Origin of the sequence: Sinorhizobium sp. KGO-5, assembly GCF_036245905.1 — a bacterium.
Lineage (GTDB): Bacteria > Pseudomonadota > Alphaproteobacteria > Rhizobiales > Rhizobiaceae > Sinorhizobium > Sinorhizobium meliloti_A.
In genome coordinates this window covers 1,362,839-1,381,431 of record NZ_BDIZ01000001.1, presented here as the reverse complement: position 1 = coordinate 1,381,431, position 18,593 = coordinate 1,362,839, and the positions used below count along the sequence as shown (strand labels likewise).

Sequence of the window (18,593 nt, the reverse complement as noted above, 5' to 3'; positions counted from 1 at the left end):
TCAGCTCGCCGCCAGAGCTTGAACCTCGGCGACCTCGCGGCCGTTGATCGTCGCCTGTGCCGCCGCAAGTCTCGCGATCGGCACTCGGAACGGCGAGCAGGAGACGTAATCGAGACCCGCTTCCTCGCAGAAGCGAATCGAGACGGGATCGCCGCCATGCTCGCCGCAGATCCCGAGCTTCAACCCGTTCTTGGTCCGCCGGCCCCGCTCCGCCGCGATCTGGATCAGTTCGCCCACGCCCTCGAAATCGAGCGAGACGAAGGGATCCTGCTCTATAATGCCCTTCTGCTGATAGGTGGCCAGGAACAGGGCTGCGTCATCGCGCGAAATGCCGAAGGTGGTCTGCGTCAGGTCGTTGGTGCCGAAAGAGAAAAAATCTGCCGATTCGGCGATCGTGTCCGCCCTGAGGGCCGCCCGCGGCAACTCGATCATCGTGCCGATCAGATAATCGATGTTCACGCCAGCCTCGCCGACGACCTCCTTGGCGACCGCCTCGATCCGCGCCTTGACGTAATCGAGCTCGGCGCGCAGGCCGACGAGCGGCACCATGATCTCGGGAACGACGGCAGCGCCGGTATCGTGGGCAGCCTGGACCGCCGCCTCGAAAATCGCGCGCGCCTGCATCTCGGCGATTTCCGGATAGGAGATCGCCAGTCGGCAACCGCGATGCCCGAGCATCGGATTGAACTCGTGAAGTGCATCGACCCGCTGACGAAGTTCCGCGGGATCGATCGTCAGCACGCGCGCAACCTCTGCGATTTCCTCGTCGGTTTTCGGCAGGAACTCGTGCAGCGGCGGGTCGAGAAGACGGATCGTGACCGGCAGGCCGTGCATGATCGAAAAGAGCTCGACGAAATCGGAGCGCTGCATGGGCAGAAGCTTGGAAAGTGCTGCCCGCCGCCCTGCTTCGTCTTCGGCCAGGATCATCTCGCGCATCACATTGATGCGGTCGTCCTCGAAGAACATGTGCTCCGTACGGCAGAGTCCAATGCCTTCGGCGCCGAAGGAGCGGGCGGCGCGCGCATCCGCCGGCGTCTCGGCATTGGTGCGCACGGTCATGCGGCGGCTTGCGTCGGCCCATTGCATGATCTTGCCGAAGTCGCCCGAAAGTTCCGGCTGCAGCATGGGGATCTCGCCCTTCAGCACCTGGCCGGAGGAGCCGTCGATGGTGATCACGTCGCCCTTCCGCAGCGTGACGCTCGCGGCGATCAGGAGCTCGTTTCGCTGATCGACGCGGATGCTGCCGGCGCCCGATACGCAAGGCGTACCCATACCGCGCGCGACGACCGCCGCGTGGCTGGTCATGCCGCCGCGGGTCGTCAGTATGCCTTCAGCCGCATGCATGCCGTGAATGTCTTCAGGACTCGTCTCGACGCGAACGAGGATGACCTTGCGGCCTTCCTTGACCGCCTGCACCGCCTCGTCGGAGCTGAAGACGATCTCGCCCGTGGCGGCACCCGGCGAGGCCGGCAGGCCGGAACCGATAATGTCACGGCGGGCATGAGGGTCGATCGTCGGATGCAGAAGCTGGTCGAGCGAAGCCGGATCGATGCGCGCCACCGCCTCCTCCTTCGAGATCAGCCCTTCCTCGGCCATGTCGACGGCGATCTTCAGCGCCGACTTGGCCGTTCGCTTGCCGGAACGCGTCTGCAGCATCCAAAGCTTGCCGCGTTCGATCGTGAACTCGATGTCCTGCATGTCGCGGTAGTGGCGCTCGAGCGCGTTGCATATCTTTTCGAACTCGGAAAAAGCCTCCGGCATCAGCTTTTCCAGTGACGGCTTGTCCGAACCGGACGCGATGCGGGCCGCTTCGGTGATGTTCTGCGGCGTGCGGATGCCGGCGACCACGTCCTCGCCCTGAGCATTGACGAGAAACTCGCCATAGAGCTCTTTCTCGCCCGTCGACGGGTTGCGCGTGAAGGCGACGCCCGTCGCCGACGAATTGCCGAGATTGCCGAAGACCATGGCCTGGACGTTGACGGCCGTGCCCCAGCCGGCCGGTATGCCGTGAAGGTGCCGGTAGGTGATGGCCCGCGGGTTCATCCAGCTCGAAAAGACGGCACCGATCGCGCCCCAGAGCTGAATTTCCGGGTCCTGCGGGAAAGGCACGCCGAGCATCTCCTCGATCGCCTCCTTGTAGCGCGAGATCACGTGCTGCCATTCGACGGCGGAAAGCTCCGTGTCCTGCTCGTGACCGAGGCGCGCCTTCTCGTCCTCCAGAACTTCCTCGAAAACCTCGTGGTCCACCCCCATCACCACATCGCCATACATCTGGATGAAGCGGCGGTAACTGTCCCAGGCAAAGCGCGCATCGCCGGCGTCGTGACCGAGCGCATGCACGGATTGATCGTTGAGGCCGAGGTTCAGGACCGTGTCCATCATTCCCGGCATGGAGGCGCGCGCGCCGGAACGGACCGACAGAAGCAGCGGGCGGTTCGTATCGCCGAAGACGCGCCCGGTGATTTTCTCCATCCGCGCGATGCCCTCGCGGACCTGCTCGCGCAGACCCTCGGGCATGCAGCGGCCCTTCTCGAGATAGCTGTTGCAGGCAGCGGTGACGATTGTGAGCCCCGGCGGCACCGGCAGGCCGAGATTGCACATCTCCGCGAGGTTAGCCCCCTTGCCGCCCAGCCGGTCGCGGTCTTCCGCGCCCCCTTCGGCCTCTCCCGCACCGAAGGTATATACCCATTTCGCCATGCCTGTTCTCCACCCGAAACAGTCGCCGACCTAAAATCATGAACGTGATCGAATCTAAGAAGTCAGAGCGGGATGCGGGCGGAAAAGCGCACGCACTTTTCCTCACCCCGCTCCAGACCATCTACAGTATATGCTCCGGCCTGAAAATGCACTCGGCGAAGATTTTGTTGCAGTGCACCAAATTGGAGGTCGCCATCAGACGGCTTCGCGCAGCCGCTCTGCCGTCTGCAGGTCGACCGAGACGAGCTGCGAGACCCCCTGCTCCGCCATCGTGACCCCGAACAGGCGATTCATCCGGGCCATGGTGATCGGATTGTGGGTGATGATGACGAAGCGGGTCTCGGTGGAGGCCGCCATTTCGTCCATCAGGTTGCAGTAGCGCTCGACATTGTGGTCGTCGAGCGGCGCATCCACCTCATCGAGAACGCAGATCGGGGCCGGATTGGTGAGGAAGACGGCAAAGATCAGCGCCATTGCAGTCAACGCCTGCTCGCCGCCGGAAAGCAGCGTCATCGTCTGCGGCTTCTTGCCGGGCGGCCGGGCAAGGATTTCGAGCCCCGCTTCCAGCGGGTCGTCGCTTTCGATGAGCTGCAGTTCCGCCGTGCCGCCCCCGAAGAGATGGGTGAAAAGCCGCTGGAACTGCACATTGACCACGTCGAACGCGGCAATCAGCCGCTCGCGGCCCTCGCGGTTGAGGTTCTGGATGGCACTCCTCAGCCTGCGGATCGCCTCGATGACGTCGTCACGTTCCTTGAGCAGCGCCGCGAGCCGCTCCGAAAGCTCCTTCTGCTCCTCGTCGGCGCGCAGGTTGACGGCGCCGAGCCTTTCCCGCTCGATCTTCAGCCGCTCGAGTTCCCGTTCCACGCTGCGCATATCCGGCAGTCCTTCGTCGGGGCCGAGGCCGGTAAGGCGCATCACTTCATGGGGGGCGCAGGACAATGCTTCGAGGATGCGCGCCTCTATCTCGACACGCCGCTCCCGCGCAGAAACGAGCCGCTCTTCGGCGCGGCCGCGCTTTTCGCGTACCTCTGCCAGCTCCGAGAGCGCGGTGGCGGCCTGGCGATCCGCTTCGCGCTGGTGGTTTTCCGCCTCGGCGAGTCTGTCGGCCGCCTCTCGGCGTGACGCCTCCGCCTTTTGCAGCTCGTTCATCAGCGCGCGGCGCTTGTCGTCGAACTCGTCAGGCGCATCGAGCAGTTCCTCGACCTCCTCGCGCGCCTCCGCCTCGCGCTCGCGAAGCGTCGCAATGTGATCTTCGGCGCTCGCCGCCCTCGCTGCCCAGGTCTCTCGCTCGCCGGCGATGGCCGCAAGCCGCCTGAGGCGCCCATCGTTTTCGCGTGCGAGACCGTCATGTGCGGCGCGAGCCTCGGCCGCCGCCGCACGGTCGGTCGCAACTTCGGCCGTCCGATTGCTCAGCCGCAGGTCGAGCTCTGCAAGGTCCGGCTGACCGGCAGAGGCCTCCCTGGCCGCCTCGATCTCTTCGGCGATCTCCTCGGCCTGCCCCTCGATCTGGAGCTTCGTCTCGGCAAGCACCGCGCGGCGCCGGGCAAGATCGCCGGAGGCCCGCTCGGCGGCTGCCAAGGCATCGCGCGCCTCGGAGAGCTGCCGTGCAAGCATGCGTTGCGCCTCGCGCGAAAGCCTCAGCCGCTCATCCTCGGCGCGGATGTGCGCGCCGGCAGCGGCAAGATGCGCCTCCGCCTTCAGCAATGCCTCGCTCGCCTCCTCGGCTGCACCTTCCAGTTCGGAAAGGCGGTTCTTCTGGGCGAGCCTCAGGGCCGCAGCACTCGGCGCTTCCGAGCCGGTAACGTGGCCGTCCCACCGCCAGACGGCGCCTTGCCTCGTCACCAGCCGCTGGCCGGTCCTGAGGAGCGGCAGCAGTCGCTCCGCCTCCTCGTCGCTCTCGATGATCCCGATCTGCCGGAGCGCTCGTCTCAGCGCCTCCGGTGCCTGGACGAAATCGATCAAAGGGAGGGCGCCAGCCGGCAATGCGGGATCGTTCGCATCGTCGCCGGGCATGCGCCAGTGCGCCGGCGCCGCCTGTTCCAGGGGCGAATCGAGGTCGTCGCCAAGAGCCGCGCCGAGCGCCGCCTCGAAGCCGCGCTCGACTTTCATCTCCTCGACGACGGCCGGATAGGTGCTGCCGCCGGCCGCCTCCAGCATGCGCCGGATCGTTCGCGCTTCCGTCTCGATGCCGTTCAGCCGCGCCCGGGCCTCGTCGACGGGCGGGCGCGCCGCGGCTTCGTCGGCGCGCGCCTCGGCGAGTCTCTCTTCGACGGCGGCGACGGCGGCCTCGGCCTCCTCCAGCGCCGCCTCCGCAAGCTCCACCTGCCCCCTCTTTTCGTCCGGGTCGGGGAGTCGCGCCATCTGACCGTCAAGCTCGTCGACTTCGCGCCCCTGATCCGCAAGCTGGCGTGCAAGGCGCGCCTGCCGCTCGGAGAGATCGCGCAGCGCTCTCTCGATCTGGTTGCGCGCGGCTTGCGCCTCGGCGCGCTCGGCCGTAATGCGGGCGAGACCGGCTTCGCTCGCCGCTAGCTTTTCATTGGCCTCGTCGAGCCTTTCACGCGCCTGAGCGCCGCGATCATCCGCCTCGGCCAGCGCGTCTCGCAGATCTTCCTCCTCCTGATCGAGGCGGGCGAGAATGCCGGCATTGTCGGCGACCAGCCGCTCTTCGCGGGCAATGTCCTCCGCAAGTTGCGCCAGTCGCCGCTGCAATTCCTCACGGCGGCGCAGGATCCGGCCGGCATCCTCCTCGAGCTGCGCGCGAGCGATCTGCAGGCGCTGCAGCCCGGCAGCGAACTTCGCCTCGCTTTCACGCAGTTCCGGCAGCTTGAGGCTCGCGATCGCCTGAGCCTTGGCGGCTTCCATCTGCGCCTGCGCCTTCTCGGCGACGAGCGCAGTGATCTGGTTCAGCTGGCTGGTCGCCTCGGCCTCCGCTTCCTTGGCCTGCACCCAGCGGGTATGGAACAGGATCGCCTCGTGCCGGCGGATTTCCGCCGACAGCATCTTGAACCGGTTGGCCTGGCGCGCCTGGCGCTTGAGGCTCTCGATCTGGCTTTCGAGCTGCGAGGTGACGTCGTCGAGGCGCTCCAGATTGGTTTCGGCCGCCTTCAGCCTGAGTTCCGCCTCATGCCGGCGCGAATGGAGACCGGAAATGCCGGCCGCCTCCTCGAGCAGCTGCCGGCGCGCCTGCGGCTTGGCGGCGATCAGCTCGCCGATGCGGCCCTGGCCCACCATCGAGGGCGAGCGCGCACCGGTGGACGCATCGGCAAACAGCAACTGCACGTCCTTGGCGCGCGCCTCCTTGCCATTGATGCGGTAGACCGAGCCTTGCTCGCGCTCGATACGGCGCGTCACCTGTATCTCGTCGCTGTCGTTGAAGGCTGCGGGCGCGGTGCGGTCGCTATTGTCCAGGTAAAGGCCGACTTCGGCCGTGTTGCGCGCCGGGCGGTTGCCGGATCCGGAAAAGATCACGTCGTCCATGCCGGAGGCACGCATGTTCTTGTAGGAGTTCTCGCCCATCACCCAGCGGAGCGCCTCGACGAGGTTGGACTTGCCGCAGCCGTTCGGTCCGACGACCCCGGTCAGGCCACGCTCGATGACGAATTCCGTCGGTTCGACAAAGGACTTGAAGCCGAGCAGGCGCAGCCGGGTGAATTTCATGAGGGACACGCTGGGGTGGACGGCGGCGCATACCCCCCTCTGCCCTGCCGGGCATCTCCCCCACAAGGGGGGAGATCGGCAAGGAGCAAAGCCCCGCATACGAGACCAGCGGTTGAAGGAGACATTGCCACATGCCAATCTCCCCCCTTGTGGGGGAGATGCCCGGCAGGGCAGAGGGGGGTGAGCCACGACCGCCTCACTCGAACGCCCCCTTCCCGATCACACGGACAATATGCTCGCAGACATTGTCGATGTCGCGCAGCACGTCATCGTTCCAGAAACGCAAAATCGTCCAGCCATCCGCCTCAAGACGCCGAGTACGCTGCCGGTCGTAGTCAGCACTTTGAGGTCTCGCATGCTGCGAACCATCGACCTCGACGATCAATCGATGCGCGGCACAGGCGAAATCCACGATGTAACCGGCGATCGGAACTTGCCGGCGAAAACCAAGCCCCATCAGCCGATGCGCACGCAGTTCATTCCAGAGCTTGGTTTCCGCCTCCGTCATGGCATTGCGCATGCGGCGGGCGTTGCCGCGAACTTCCGGCGATACGTCAGCGTGAGGCATGGCGAAGCCCCACCGACCGGAGACAAAAAACGGGCGCACGGCTGCCGCCGTCGCCCGTCGGAATTGAAAGCGAAGGATCAGAGCTTGCTGTCGATGAGGGCCGACATAACGTCAACCGACATGTCCCCCGAATAGTGCTCACCGTTGACGAAGAAGGTCGGAGTCGACTTGACCCCGAATTCCTTGGCGCCCCTCTGCATGACTGCATTCACATCATCCAGAAGTTTCTGGTTCGTCAAGCAGGCCTCGAAGCTCTCCTGTGTAAAACCGGCGAGTTTCGACAATTGCAGGAGTGCATCGCGGCCGTTCTGTGCAGCCGCCCACTGCTCCTGCTGCTTGAACAGCATGGAAACCATCGGGAAATACTGCCCCTCCGGCGCACAGCGCGCCAGCATGAAGGCGGCTGCCGCGCGCGGGTCGAAGGGGAATTCGCGGACGATGAAGCGTACCTTGCCGCTGTCGATATACTTCGCCTTGATCGCGTCGAATGTATCGTTGTGGAAATTGGCGCAATGCGGGCAGGTCATCGACATGTATTCGACGATGGTGACCGGCGCATTGGCCTCTCCGAGCGCCATTTCCGGCAGCGCTCCGGGCTCCAGGAGCTTCGCCATGTCGACGCTGCCCTCCGACTTCGGCAACTCGACCTTGGCGGCAGGGGTTGTGGCCTGCGCCACTTCGGTCGCCGGCTTCGCCTCGCTCGCGGCGGCAGGCGCCTGAGACGTCGAGGCGGTGGTCGTCGCATCGGTGCTCGCCGTGGTCTCGGCGGGCGTCGTTGAAGCCGCCTCCTTCTTTTCATCGCTGCAGGCTGCGAGCGCCAGAGCGAGCGCTGCAACGGCGACGCCGCTCAGCAGGCGTTTCGGAAGGCTTGTTTGGGAAGCGGACATGGACAGGACCCGTGTTCTACTCGAGGGAAATTGAAGCGTGATTTCGATAACTTGCCACGTGCGGGGCGACAAGAGGGGGTGTTTCGACAGCGTTCAAACAATCGTGACCGTCATCGCCGCGGCGTCGACAGAACGGCAGTGCCGAGCCGCTTCAGCGCCGCCTTCAACGCGTCGCTTTCGACGCCTTCCACCATGGTTTCGAGCCGCCGGGCAGCCTCGCCGACAAGGGGCAGCGGTCGGCTGTAGCGCTTGGGCGGCGGTGCGACCGGCTTCTGGACGATGCGCAACTGGCCGATTGCGTGGAAACCGAAGAAGCCGTTGATGCGCTGGATCAGCTCGCCCTGGGCATGGGTCAGGAAAAGCGCCCGGGCGCCTTCGCACGCGACCGTCAGCACACCCGGCTGGTATCCGCCTTCGCCGGCGATCTCGGAAGCGCGGCGCGGCCAGGCAATTCTTTCCGGCCGGGTGCAATCGGCAAACTCCGCGCCCGCGATTTCGTCCCACGAACCGAGCAGCATCGTGTTGATGCCGGCCCGCTTCGCCAGCACCGGATCGATCAGGCCGTTGGCAACTTCGCTGATCTGAACGACGCCCTTGCGGGCCTTTCTCTCACTCACGGAACGACTTTCTGTTTTGCAATTTCGATCGAACCTTGCGGCTCAAGCCGGCATCGGCCAAGTATAGGCCGCAAAAGGATCTCCCTGCAAATGATGCGCGATCTTCCACAGGCGGCGAGCGCCGCACTTCTTCTCGAATGGTACGATCGCCACCACCGCGACCTTCCATGGCGGGTGCCGCCGGCAGCGGCGCGGAAAGGTGCGGTTGCCGACCCCTATCGCGTCTGGCTGTCGGAGGTGATGCTTCAGCAGACGACGGTCCAGGCAGTCAAAGCCTATTTCGAGAAATTCCTGACCCTGTGGCCCACAGTCGGTGACCTTGCCGCTGCGGACACCGAGGATGTGATGAAGGCCTGGGCCGGCCTCGGCTACTACGCCCGCGCGCGAAACCTGAAGAAATGTGCCGAAGCGGTCGCCCGCGATCATGGCAGCCGTTTTCCCGATAGCGAAGAGGGGCTGAAAGCGCTGCCGGGCATCGGCGACTACACCGCCGCAGCGATCGCCGCGATCGCCTTCAACCGGGCAAGTGCCGTTCTCGACGGAAATGTGGAGCGCGTGATCTCGCGCCTCCATGCCGTCGAGACGCCGCTGCCCGCGGCCAAGCCCGAAATGCGGGCCCTCGTCCACGCGCTGACCCCGACCGATCGGCCGGGCGATTTCGCGCAGGCGATGATGGATCTCGGCGCCACGATCTGCACGCCGAAACGGCCTGCCTGTTCCCTCTGTCCCTTTCGCGCGGATTGCCGGGCCCTGAAAACAGCCGACCCGGAGACATTTCCGCGCAAGGCAGCCAGGAAGGAGAAGCCGCTGCGCCGGGGTGCGGCCTTCGTCGCCGTCGACGGCTTCGAGGCGGTCTATCTTCGCAAGCGCCCCGAAACGGGCCTCCTCGGCGGCATGACAGAAGTGCCAGGCACGGACTGGACGGCGCGCCGCGACGGCGACACCTCGATAGACGCTCATCCCTTCCCGGCAGCGTGGGAGCCGTGCGGGACCGTGAACCACGTCTTCACGCACTTCGAGTTGCACCTTTCCGTCTTTCGGGCCAGGGTCTGGCGCGCCAATGTCGGAGAGGTGCGGACCGGCACGAGCGGATGGTGGGAGCCGCTCGCCTCGCTCAAGGCGCAGGCGCTTCCGACTGTCATGAAAAAGGCAATCGCCAAGGCTATACCGCACGCGTTCGAAGCGGGCTAAATGCAAGGCGGAGCGCTTTGCGGCCGCTCCGGCCCAATTTCGGTCGCAAGCCAAGGATCGGCAGGAATACCAATGAGCAGCATCGATATCCGCCACATCGTTTTCGACATCGGCAAGGTGCTGATCCATTACGATCCGAACCTTCCCTATTCGCGCCTCATACCGGACGAGGCGGAACGCAACTGGTTCTTCGCCAATGTCTGCACGTCAGACTGGAACATAGAGCAGGATCGCGGCCGCTCCTGGGAAGAGGCGGAGGCACTCCTCATCCGCAACCATCCCGAACGGGAAGATCACATCCGCGCCTTTCGCCGGCACTGGCATGAAATGGTGCCGCACGCCTATGTGGGGACGGTCGCCATCATGGAAGGCCTGATCGCCGACGGCTGGGACGTCACGATGCTGACCAATTTCGCCTCCGACACTTTCCGGGAGGCGCAGAAGCTTTATCCCTTCCTGACCCTGCCGCGCGGGGTTACGGTCTCCGGCGACGTGCGGCTCATCAAGCCCGATCTCGCCATCTACCGGACCCACGCGAAGGCCTTCGATCTCGATCCGGGCGCGACGCTCTTCATCGACGACAGCGCCGCCAATGTCGAGGGCGCGCAAGCGGCCGGCTGGCACGCAGTTCAGTTCACCGGCGCAGAAAGGCTGAAGGCCGATCTGGCGGCCTACGGTATCCAGCCTTCCGAGGCGGCACCCGCACTGACAGCGGCCGCCGTGCTGTAATCGGCCGACGCCAGAATTGATACAAACGCCCGGAATCCTCTTCGGATTCCGGGCGTTTAAAGCGCTCATCCGGGACTGAAGGTACAAAAACCGGAGGGGGGCGCTTATCGAAGACCCAGGCGGAACTGGTTGATCAGTTCAGTTTTGCCAGGTCGTTTCGAATGACGGATCTGAGCTCGTCGATCGGTTTCAACGCGCTTCCCTCCTCGAAGTGCCAGAAGGTCCAGCCGTTGCAGGCGTCGAGGCCCTGCACTTTCGCACCGAGGCGATGAATGGATCCGGCCTCGCCGCCGGACGCAAGCGTGCCGTCGGCGCGAACGATCGCGCTGTAGCGGCGCTTCGCATCCGTCAGAACCGTGCCGGGCTTGATGAGCCCGCTTTCCACCAGAGTGTTGAAGGCGACTCGCGGCTCCGCCTTCTTGCCGGTCATGACCGAGAGCGTGGCCTTGCCGAGCGGCTCCACGGCCGCGATACGCTCGGCGGCGGCGTCGATATAGTCCTGCTCGCGCTCGATGCCGACGAAGTGCCGGCCGAGGCGCTTGGCGACCGCCCCGGTGGTGCCGGAGCCGAAGAACGGGTCGAGCACGACGTCGCCGGGCTTGGTCGAGGCCATCAGAATGCGGGCAAGCAGCGCTTCCGGCTTTTGTGTCGGGTGTACCTTCTTACCGTCGTCTCCCTTCAGCCGCTCGGAACCGGAGCAGATGGGGAACAGCCAGTCGGAGCGCATCTGAACGTCATCGTTCGCCGCCTTCATCGCTTCGTAGTTGAAGGTATAGCCCTTGGCTTTGGCGTTCGGCGTCGCCCAGATCAGCGTTTCATGCGCGTTCTGGAAGCGGCGGCCCTTGAAGTTCGGCATCGGATTGGTCTTGCGCCAGATGATATCGTTCAAGACCCAGAAGTGCAGGTCCTGAAGGATCGCGCCGACCCGGAAGATATTGTGGTAGGAACCGATGACCCAGAGCGTGCCGGTGGGCTTCAGGACACGCCGGCAGGCAAGCAGCCAGGCGCGGGTGAAAGCGTCATAGGCTTCGAAGGAGGCAAACTGGTCCCAATCGTCGTCCACTGCATCGACCAGCGACTGGTCGGGCCGGTGCAAGGTGCCGCCGAGCTGAAGATTATAGGGCGGGTCGGCGAAGACGACATCGACCGAATGATCGGGAAGCGCGTTCAGCGCGGCCACGCAATCTCCCTTGATGATGCTGTCCAGCCAGTTCAGCGGACGGGCGGCACGGGAGATTTCGGCAAGCGAAACAACTGATGACATTGGCAACTCGCAAATACGCTTACTCGGACTGACGATAGGCTTATGGTTACCGAAGATGGTTACCAAAGCCTGAAGGCGCCGGAAAAATTTGCGTCGCTGCAGGGGCCATCGTCCAGGCGGCGCCGTCCGGGACTTGCCCGCCGGCGATACTTCGACTACCATCGAAGTATGAAGGAAGGTCCGGACATAGCTCTTATCGGCTCGTTGATCGGCGATCCTGCACGCGCGAACATGCTGACCGCTCTGATGGGCGGCCAGGCGCTGACGCCGACGGAGCTCGCAGCCCAGGCCGGCATCACGCTGCAGACCGCCAGTTCGCACCTCGCCAAGCTGGAGGCGGGCGGCTTGCTGACACAGCGCAAGCAGGGCCGGCACCGCTATTACGCGCTGAGCGAGGACGAAGTCGGCCTCATGCTCGAAGGCCTCATGGGTTTTGCCGCCGGGCGCGGCCTGACGCGCTCGCGGCCCGGACCGAAGGACCCGGCACTGCGCAAGGCACGCGTCTGCTACAACCATCTTGCCGGCGATTACGGCGTGCGCATGCTGGACAGCCTGATCGCCGCCCGGCAGATGGAAATGACGGGCGACGACGATCTGGCCCTGACCGATGCCGGGCGTGTCCGCATCGAGTCGCTCGGGATCGACTACGCCGCGCTCAGGAAATCCAGGCGGCCGATCTGCCGCACCTGCCTCGACTGGAGCGAGCGGCGGTCGCATCTCGCCGGTTCTCTCGGGGAGGCGTTGCTGACGCTCTTCATCGACAAGGGCTGGGCGAAACGGGAGCAGAGCAGCCGTGCAGTTCGCTTTACGGCGCCAGGCGAGAAGGCCTTTCTCGAGCTCTTCCCGCGGTGATCACGACGATTTGTACCGTCGGCTGCAGCGATTGTGAGTTGAATCGGCCACAATCCCCGGTTCTCCATCTCCTGCCCCAGGTTGAGCTTTGATCCGCCATCGTATAAAGCTGCGAACACCGTTTCCCGCGCCGCTTTTCAGCTCCTCCCCTGCCGGCGGCGCCTTTCTCCCAAGGAACCGATTTATGACGGGTATCGACCTCATCATCTTCGACTGCGACGGCGTGCTCGTCGACTCGGAAATCATCGCTTCGGAAGTCGAGGCCGGACTGCTGACGGAAGCGGGCTATCCGATCAGCATCGAGGAAATGTCCGAACGCTTTTCCGGCATGACCTGGCGCGACACGTTGCTGGCGGTCGAGAAGGAAGCAAGCATTCCGCTCTCCGCCTCCCTGATCGACAAGGTCGATGCCATTCTCGACATGCGGCTTGCCCGCGACGTCAAGATCATCGAAGGCGTGCGGCCGGCACTCATGCAACTGACGCTTCCGCATTGCATCTGCTCCAACTCCACTTCCAAACGGCTTGCGATGATGCTCGGCAAAGTCGGAATCAAGGATCATTTCGGCAAGCACATCTATTCCGCGCGCGATCTCGGGCCGGATCGCGTCAAGCCGAAGCCGGACATCTTCCTGCATGGGGCCGCACAGTTCGGCGTCGATCCGGCACGCGTTCTTGTCATCGAAGACTCGGTTCACGGCATTCATGGCGCACGCGCGGCGGGCATGCGCGTCGTCGGTTTTACCGGCGGTTCGCATACGTTTGCAGCCCATGCGGACAAGCTGACGGAAGCCGGTGCCGAAACGGTCATCTCGCGAATGGCGGCGCTTCCCGGAGTAATCGCCGCGCTCGCGGAATGGTCGGAGTCCATGACGGCTTAGGGGGACGGCTTAGGGGGGAACGGCTTAGGGCGGGCGAGGATTCCATGCCGCGTTGAAGCCGCATGGACTTCCTCCGAGAATCGGCCGATTTTCAGACTGCGCGCGGGCATATCAAGCAAACCCCCAGAAGGGGGAATTTTCCAAGGAGGAAACACAATGCGTCTTTCACGATTGACCGGAATGGCCCTGGCGGCCAGCGTCGCGTTTGCGCCGCTCGCCCATGCCGACATCACCATCGGCGTCATCACGCCGCTCACCGGTCCCGTCGCGGCCTTCGGCGAGCAGGTCAAGAACGGCGCCGAAGCGGCGATCGAAGCGATCAACAGCGCCGGCGGCGTCAATGGCGAGAAACTTGTCGTCAAGATCGTCGACGACGCGGGCGAACCCAAGCAGGCCGTCTCGGTCGCCAACCAGCTGGCGGGCGAAGGCATAAAATACGTGGTCGGACCGGTGCTTTCCGGCACCTCGATGCCGGCATCCGACGTGCTGGCGGAAAACGGTATCCTGATGGTCACGCCGACGGCAACGACCCCGGACCTGACCACCCGCGGCCTGTGGAACGTTCTGCGCACCTGCGGACGCGATGATCAGCAGGCCGTGGTCGCCGCCGACTACGTCGTCAAGAACTTCAAGGACAAGCGCGTCGCGGTCCTTCACGACAAGGGAGCGTATGGCAAGGGTCTTGCCGACGGCTTCAAGGCTGCGATCAACGCAGGCGGCATCACCGAGGTGGTCTATGAGGGCCTGACGCCCGGCGAGAAGGACTTCGGGGCGATCGTCACCCGCCTCAAGTCCGAGAACGTCGACGTCGTCTATTTCGGCGGCTATCACGCGGAGGGCGGGCTGCTCGCTCGCCAGATGCATGACCAGGGCGTGAAGGCGCAGCTCCTCGGCGGCGACGGTCTTTCCAACACCGAGTTCTGGGCAATCGGTGGCGAAGCCGCATCGGGCACCATCTACACCAATGCCAGCGACGCCACGCGCAACCCGGCCGCCGCACCGGTGATCGAGGCCCTCAAGGCCAAGAACATCCCCGCGGAAGCCTTCACGCTCAACGCCTATGCCGCCGTGCAGGTTCTCAAGGCGGGCATCGAGAAGGCGAGCTCGCCCGACGACGCGACTGCCGTTGCCACCGCCATCAAATCCGGCGACGCGATCGACACGGTCATCGGCAAGCTGACCTACGGCGAAAGCGGCGACCTCACCTCGCCAAGCTTCTCGCTTTACAAGTGGGAAGGCGGCCAGAGCGTCGCGGTCGAGTAAGCGGCCGCTGAACGGAGTTGAGCTCGCCCCTCATCCGCCTGCCGGCACCTTCTCCCCGTCTTACGGGGAGAAGGGACAAGCGGCATCGCCTCCGCATCTTCAACGTAAAGAGAGAGCTGGGAGCGTGCCGCTCGCGTCCTTCGCCCCGCCTGCGGGGAGAAGGTGGCCGGCACGCCGGATGAGGGGCGGGTATTACTTGGTCCTGTACGGACCTTCGTCAAATCCTACGAAGACCTTCGCTTCGGCGCCGGCGCCGGCAGGAAGCGTCACATCGGCCTTGGTGAAAACGAACTGGGTGGTGGCGCTGCCCGCCGGCACTTCGACCGGGTATTGAGTGAGCTCCGAATAAAGCGTCTTCTCGCCATCCGTGGCGGCGACGCGGATCGGCAGCGTCACCCTGCCCGGCCCGCCGGCGGGACCGGCGACCACGCGACCCTGCACCACGACCGTCATCGTCAGCTTGTCCGGGCTCTGCACGCATTGGCGCGTCGTGTCGGCAAGCGAGGCCTGATAGACGATCTTGCTCGGATCGTCCTTGGCACCCTTTGCATAGGTGCGGTAGGAGGAGGTACCGTCCCGGAGGCTGATCGGCGGGCAGGCCGCCTGGATCACCGCAGGCGTCGGCGCCGTCGCGCTTCCGCCGGCGTCGATGGCGCCACCCGATTGCGTCTTGTTACAGCCGGCAGCGGCCAAAAGAAGGGATACTGCGAGAACACGGCGAGATACTTTGCCAGACACGTTGCACAACCTCTACTGAACGGACGAACTCCCAAACCGCGATGATTTCGGCCTATAACAAAGCCAAACTCGCCGCGGCCGGCTTCAACGGGCGAGAGCTCGAGACCGCCTCGGGTCAACTCGAGCTCAGGGCCGAAAACGGCTGGAGGCCTTTCTTGACCTTCGGGCATCGTCTATATCAGCGGCGAAATCAAAAATCGACCGGTCCACGCTCCCCAACCGAAATTTCCGAAACCGACGTGAAATTGCCACGGTGACAAGAATGGCCGCGCGATTTGCCAGGGACTGACGCAAAAGCGCCTGCAGCGCCGCGCGTCTCATTCAGACGCGCAAACGACGAAGGATGACGACGGTGAAGTATATTTCGACACGGGGAGAAGCGGCCTCTCTCGGTTTTTGCGATGCTCTTCTGGCAGGACTTGCTCGCGACGGCGGACTTTACCTGCCGAAGGAATGGCCGGCGCTCTCGAAAAAAGAGATCCGGGCGCTGCGCGGCAAATCCTATCAGGAGATCGCCTTCACCGTTCTCGAACCCTTCACCAATGGCGAAATCCCGGCGGCCAAGTTCCGCGAGATGATCGACGAGGCCTACGCCACTTTCCGTCATCCGGCCGTAGCACCCCTGGTCCAGACCGGACCGAACGCTTTCGTGATGGAGCTCTTTCACGGTTCGACGCTCGCCTTCAAGGACGTCGCCATGCAGTTGCTCGCCCGGCTGATGGACTATGTCCTTGCCGAACGGGGTGAGCGGGCGACGATCGTGGGAGCGACTTCCGGCGATACCGGCGGCGCCGCGATCGACGCCTTCGCCGGCCGCGATCGCACCGATATCTTCATCCTCTTTCCGCAGGGCAAAGTGTCGCCGGTGCAGCAAAGACAGATGACCACGTCCACGGCATCGAACGTGCACGCGGTCGCCGTCAAGGGCAATTTCGACGATTGCCAGAACCTGGTCAAAGCCATGTTCAACGACCAGGCCTTCCGCGACCGCGTGAAGCTTTCCGGCGTCAATTCGATCAACTGGGCGCGTATCATGGCTCAGATCGTCTACTACTTTACGACGGCGGTCGCTCTCGGCGCGCCCGACCGGAAGATCTCCTTCACCGTGCCGACCGGCAATTTCGGCGATATTTTCGCAGGCTACGTCGCCAAGCGCATGGGTCTGCCGATCGACAAGCTGATCATCGCCACCAACGAAAACGACATTCTGGCGCGCACCCTGAAGAACGGCCGTTACGAGATGCGCGACGTCAAGGCGACGACCTCGCCTTCGATGGACATCCAGATCTCGTCGAACTTCGAAAGGCTCATCTTCGAGGCGAACGAGCGCGATCCGGCGGAAGTCCGCGCAGCCATGGCGAGCCTCAGGCAATCCGGCTCGTTCACGCTCGGCGACGCAGCGCTGAAAAAAATCCGCAAGGAATTTCGCGCGGGCCGCGCCTCGGAGAAAGATGTGGCGAAGACGATCCGCAAGACCTTCGACGAAACCGGCTATCTCCTTGATCCGCATACGGCAATCGGCGTTTTCGTGGCAGCCAAGCACGAGAAGAACTCCGCCCCGATGGTCACCCTTGCGACTGCCCATCCGGCAAAATTCCCCGCCGCAGTAAAATCGGCAAGTGGTATTGACCCCGCGCTTCCGACGTGGCTTGCTGATCTCATGACTAGGGCGGAGCGTTTCGACATCCTGGATCCGGAGCTCAAGAGCGTCGAAACCTTCATCGGCGAGCGTACCCGCGTTCGGGAATAGAGCGAAAGATCACGGATGATGAAAGTTGAGTGCACCCGGCTCCCTTCCGGGCTGACGGTGGTTACCGAGCGAATGCCGCATCTGGAAAGCGTGGCGCTCGGAGTCTGGATCAAGTCCGGTTCGCGCAACGAAACCGTGAATGAACACGGAATTGCGCATCTCCTGGAGCACATGGCTTTCAAGGGCACGAGGCGGCGCAGCGCCCGCCAGATCGCCGAGGAAATCGAGAATGTGGGCGGCGAGGTCAACGCCGCCACCTCGACCGAAACGACTTCCTACTATGCCCGCGTGCTCAAGGACCATCTGCCGCTGGCGGTCGATATCCTCGCCGACATTCTGACGGAATCGACCTTCGAGGCGGACGAGCTCCGTCGCGAGAAGCAGGTCATCCTCCAGGAGATCGGCGCGGCGGACGACACGCCGGACGACGTCGTCTTCGATCGCTTTGCCGAGACCGCCTATCGCGGCCAGACGGTCGGCAGGCCGATCCTCGGCACGCCGGAAACGGTGATGTCCTTCAGCGCGGATCAGATCCGGCAGTATCTCGGCCGCAACTATACGACCGACCGCACCTTCATCGTTGCCGCCGGCGCCGTCGATCACGACACCATAGTGCGCCAGGTGGAGGAGCGTTTCGCCTCCCTGCCCGCCGAACCCGTTTGCGCCCCCGTCATCGAGACCGCGCGCTACACCGGCGGCGACAGCCGCGAGAGCCGCGACCTGATGGACGCGCAGGTTCTGCTCGGCTTCGAAGGCAAGGCCTATCACGCGCGTGATTTCTATTGTTCGCAGATCCTTGCCAACATCCTCGGCGGCGGCATGTCTTCCCGCCTGTTCCAGGAAGTGCGCGAACATAGAGGCCTCTGTTATTCGGTCTACGCCTTCCATTGGGGCTTTTCCGATACCGGCATCTTCGGCGTACATGCGGCAACGGGCGGAGAAAACCTGCCGGAATTGATGCCGGTGATCGTCGATGAATTGCGCAAGTCGTCCTTGAGCATCGATCAGCAGGAGATCGAGCGTGCCCGCGCACAGATCCGGGCGCAATTGCTGATGGGCCAGGAAAGCCCGGCCGCGCGTGCGGGACAAATCGCACGGCAGATGATGCTGTACGGCCGGCCCATTCCTAATGAGGAACTGATGGAACGCCTGTCGGGCATCACCATCGAGCGCCTCACCGACCTGGCCGGCCGCCTGTTCTTCGACACGGTTCCGACGTTGTCGGCCATCGGGCCGCTCGGGCAGCTCGCTCCCCTGAACGACATATTGGCCTCCCTGACCGCGAAGGCGGACGCGATCCATGCTGCGGCGAGCTGACCGGCCGTTGCCAGTCGCATGCCTTCCTTCAACGTCCTCGTTTTCCTTGTACAATTCTTAAAATCGGATTCGATTTGGGCGTAAACTTGTGCAACGTTTCGCATTGAGACAGTGCCCTGAAGCGCGTCGCGTTCGATCGGACTCAACCGACGCGCATTAGGGAATTGTTCTCGTGCAGGTCGT

General features: G+C 64.1%; 14 protein-coding genes. 7 read left to right on the top strand and 7 right to left on the bottom strand.

The window, feature by feature from the left end:
• From ppdK to BHD07_RS06500, 5 genes are all read right to left on the bottom strand, one after another.
• The gene (ppdK, locus tag BHD07_RS06520; RefSeq protein WP_100674561.1) at positions 1 to 2,697 is read right to left on the bottom strand and encodes a pyruvate, phosphate dikinase; all 2,697 of its coding nucleotides are present in this window, start codon (positions 2,695 to 2,697) and stop codon (positions 1 to 3) included.
• Between the two features lie 195 nt (positions 2,698 to 2,892).
• Complete coding sequence (locus BHD07_RS06515; RefSeq protein WP_338278522.1) at positions 2,893 to 6,354, bottom strand: chromosome segregation SMC family protein; 3,462 nt, start codon at positions 6,352 to 6,354, stop codon at positions 2,893 to 2,895.
• 196 nt (positions 6,355 to 6,550) lie between these two features.
• Entirely contained in the window at positions 6,551 to 6,922 is a 372-nt protein-coding gene (locus tag BHD07_RS06510) for an endonuclease domain-containing protein (protein ID WP_338278520.1), read from the bottom strand.
• Positions 6,923 to 6,999: 77 nt separating this feature from the next.
• Positions 7,000 to 7,809 (bottom strand): DsbA family protein, encoded by an 810-nt coding sequence (locus BHD07_RS06505; RefSeq protein WP_338278518.1) that lies wholly within the window; start codon positions 7,807 to 7,809, stop codon positions 7,000 to 7,002.
• Positions 7,810 to 7,919: 110 nt separating this feature from the next.
• On the bottom strand, positions 7,920 to 8,426 hold the full coding sequence (locus BHD07_RS06500) for a DUF721 domain-containing protein (protein WP_026168555.1): 507 nt from the start codon (positions 8,424 to 8,426) through the stop codon (positions 7,920 to 7,922).
• Between the two features lie 90 nt (positions 8,427 to 8,516).
• Between BHD07_RS06500 and mutY the strand changes: the two genes are divergently transcribed.
• On the top strand, positions 8,517 to 9,617 hold the full coding sequence (gene mutY, locus BHD07_RS06495; RefSeq protein ID WP_338278516.1) for an A/G-specific adenine glycosylase: 1,101 nt from the start codon (positions 8,517 to 8,519) through the stop codon (positions 9,615 to 9,617).
• 72 nt (positions 9,618 to 9,689) lie between these two features.
• Positions 9,690 to 10,346: an HAD family hydrolase gene (locus BHD07_RS06490; protein WP_100674566.1), complete on the top strand. Its 657-nt coding sequence runs from the start codon at positions 9,690 to 9,692 to the stop codon at positions 10,344 to 10,346.
• 133 nt (positions 10,347 to 10,479) lie between these two features.
• Here the strand turns inward: BHD07_RS06490 and BHD07_RS06485 are convergent, their stop codons facing one another.
• On the bottom strand, positions 10,480 to 11,610 hold the full coding sequence (locus BHD07_RS06485) for a site-specific DNA-methyltransferase (protein ID WP_324763059.1): 1,131 nt from the start codon (positions 11,608 to 11,610) through the stop codon (positions 10,480 to 10,482).
• Between the two features lie 168 nt (positions 11,611 to 11,778).
• Here BHD07_RS06485 and BHD07_RS06480 point away from each other — a divergent pair, with 168 nt between their 5' ends.
• The 3 genes from BHD07_RS06480 to BHD07_RS06470 all read left to right on the top strand — a co-directional run bounded on the left by BHD07_RS06480 (position 11,779) and on the right by BHD07_RS06470 (position 14,605).
• Complete coding sequence (locus tag BHD07_RS06480; protein WP_338279336.1) at positions 11,779 to 12,462, top strand: ArsR/SmtB family transcription factor; 684 nt, start codon at positions 11,779 to 11,781, stop codon at positions 12,460 to 12,462.
• A gap of 184 nt (positions 12,463 to 12,646) precedes the next feature.
• Entirely contained in the window at positions 12,647 to 13,342 is a 696-nt protein-coding gene (locus BHD07_RS06475) for an HAD family hydrolase (protein WP_100674567.1), read from the top strand.
• Between the two features lie 156 nt (positions 13,343 to 13,498).
• On the top strand, positions 13,499 to 14,605 hold the full coding sequence (locus BHD07_RS06470) for an ABC transporter substrate-binding protein (RefSeq protein WP_338278510.1): 1,107 nt from the start codon (positions 13,499 to 13,501) through the stop codon (positions 14,603 to 14,605).
• A gap of 192 nt (positions 14,606 to 14,797) precedes the next feature.
• Here the strand turns inward: BHD07_RS06470 and BHD07_RS06465 are convergent, their stop codons facing one another.
• Complete coding sequence (locus BHD07_RS06465) at positions 14,798 to 15,343, bottom strand: hypothetical protein (protein ID WP_275596625.1); 546 nt, start codon at positions 15,341 to 15,343, stop codon at positions 14,798 to 14,800.
• Between the two features lie 343 nt (positions 15,344 to 15,686).
• Between BHD07_RS06465 and thrC the strand changes: the two genes are divergently transcribed.
• Complete coding sequence (gene thrC, locus BHD07_RS06460) at positions 15,687 to 17,093, top strand: threonine synthase (RefSeq protein ID WP_198516904.1); 1,407 nt, start codon at positions 15,687 to 15,689, stop codon at positions 17,091 to 17,093.
• A 15-nt stretch (positions 17,094 to 17,108) separates the two neighbouring features.
• A complete protein-coding gene (locus BHD07_RS06455) occupies positions 17,109 to 18,410 on the top strand; it encodes a M16 family metallopeptidase (protein WP_018094458.1) in 1,302 nt (433 codons plus the stop codon).
• The last annotated feature ends 183 nt before the right edge of the window (positions 18,411 to 18,593 follow it).

Coding starts and splice junctions, on each gene's coding strand:
- ppdK (WP_100674561.1), bottom strand. CDS start 2,697: ATGGCGAAATGGGTATATACCTTCGGTGCGGGAGAGGCCGAAGGGGGC.
- thrC (WP_198516904.1), top strand. CDS start 15,687: ATGACGACGGTGAAGTATATTTCGACACGGGGAGAAGCGGCCTCTCTC.
- BHD07_RS06470 (WP_338278510.1), top strand. CDS start 13,499: ATGCGTCTTTCACGATTGACCGGAATGGCCCTGGCGGCCAGCGTCGCG.
- BHD07_RS06490 (WP_100674566.1), top strand. CDS start 9,690: ATGAGCAGCATCGATATCCGCCACATCGTTTTCGACATCGGCAAGGTG.
- BHD07_RS06515 (WP_338278522.1), bottom strand. CDS start 6,354: ATGAAATTCACCCGGCTGCGCCTGCTCGGCTTCAAGTCCTTTGTCGAA.
- BHD07_RS06455 (WP_018094458.1), top strand. CDS start 17,109: ATGATGAAAGTTGAGTGCACCCGGCTCCCTTCCGGGCTGACGGTGGTT.
- BHD07_RS06510 (WP_338278520.1), bottom strand. CDS start 6,922: ATGCCTCACGCTGACGTATCGCCGGAAGTTCGCGGCAACGCCCGCCGC.
- BHD07_RS06505 (WP_338278518.1), bottom strand. CDS start 7,809: ATGTCCGCTTCCCAAACAAGCCTTCCGAAACGCCTGCTGAGCGGCGTC.
- BHD07_RS06485 (WP_324763059.1), bottom strand. CDS start 11,610: ATGTCATCAGTTGTTTCGCTTGCCGAAATCTCCCGTGCCGCCCGTCCG.
- BHD07_RS06475 (WP_100674567.1), top strand. CDS start 12,647: ATGACGGGTATCGACCTCATCATCTTCGACTGCGACGGCGTGCTCGTC.
- mutY (WP_338278516.1), top strand. CDS start 8,517: ATGATGCGCGATCTTCCACAGGCGGCGAGCGCCGCACTTCTTCTCGAA.
- BHD07_RS06480 (WP_338279336.1), top strand. CDS start 11,779: ATGAAGGAAGGTCCGGACATAGCTCTTATCGGCTCGTTGATCGGCGAT.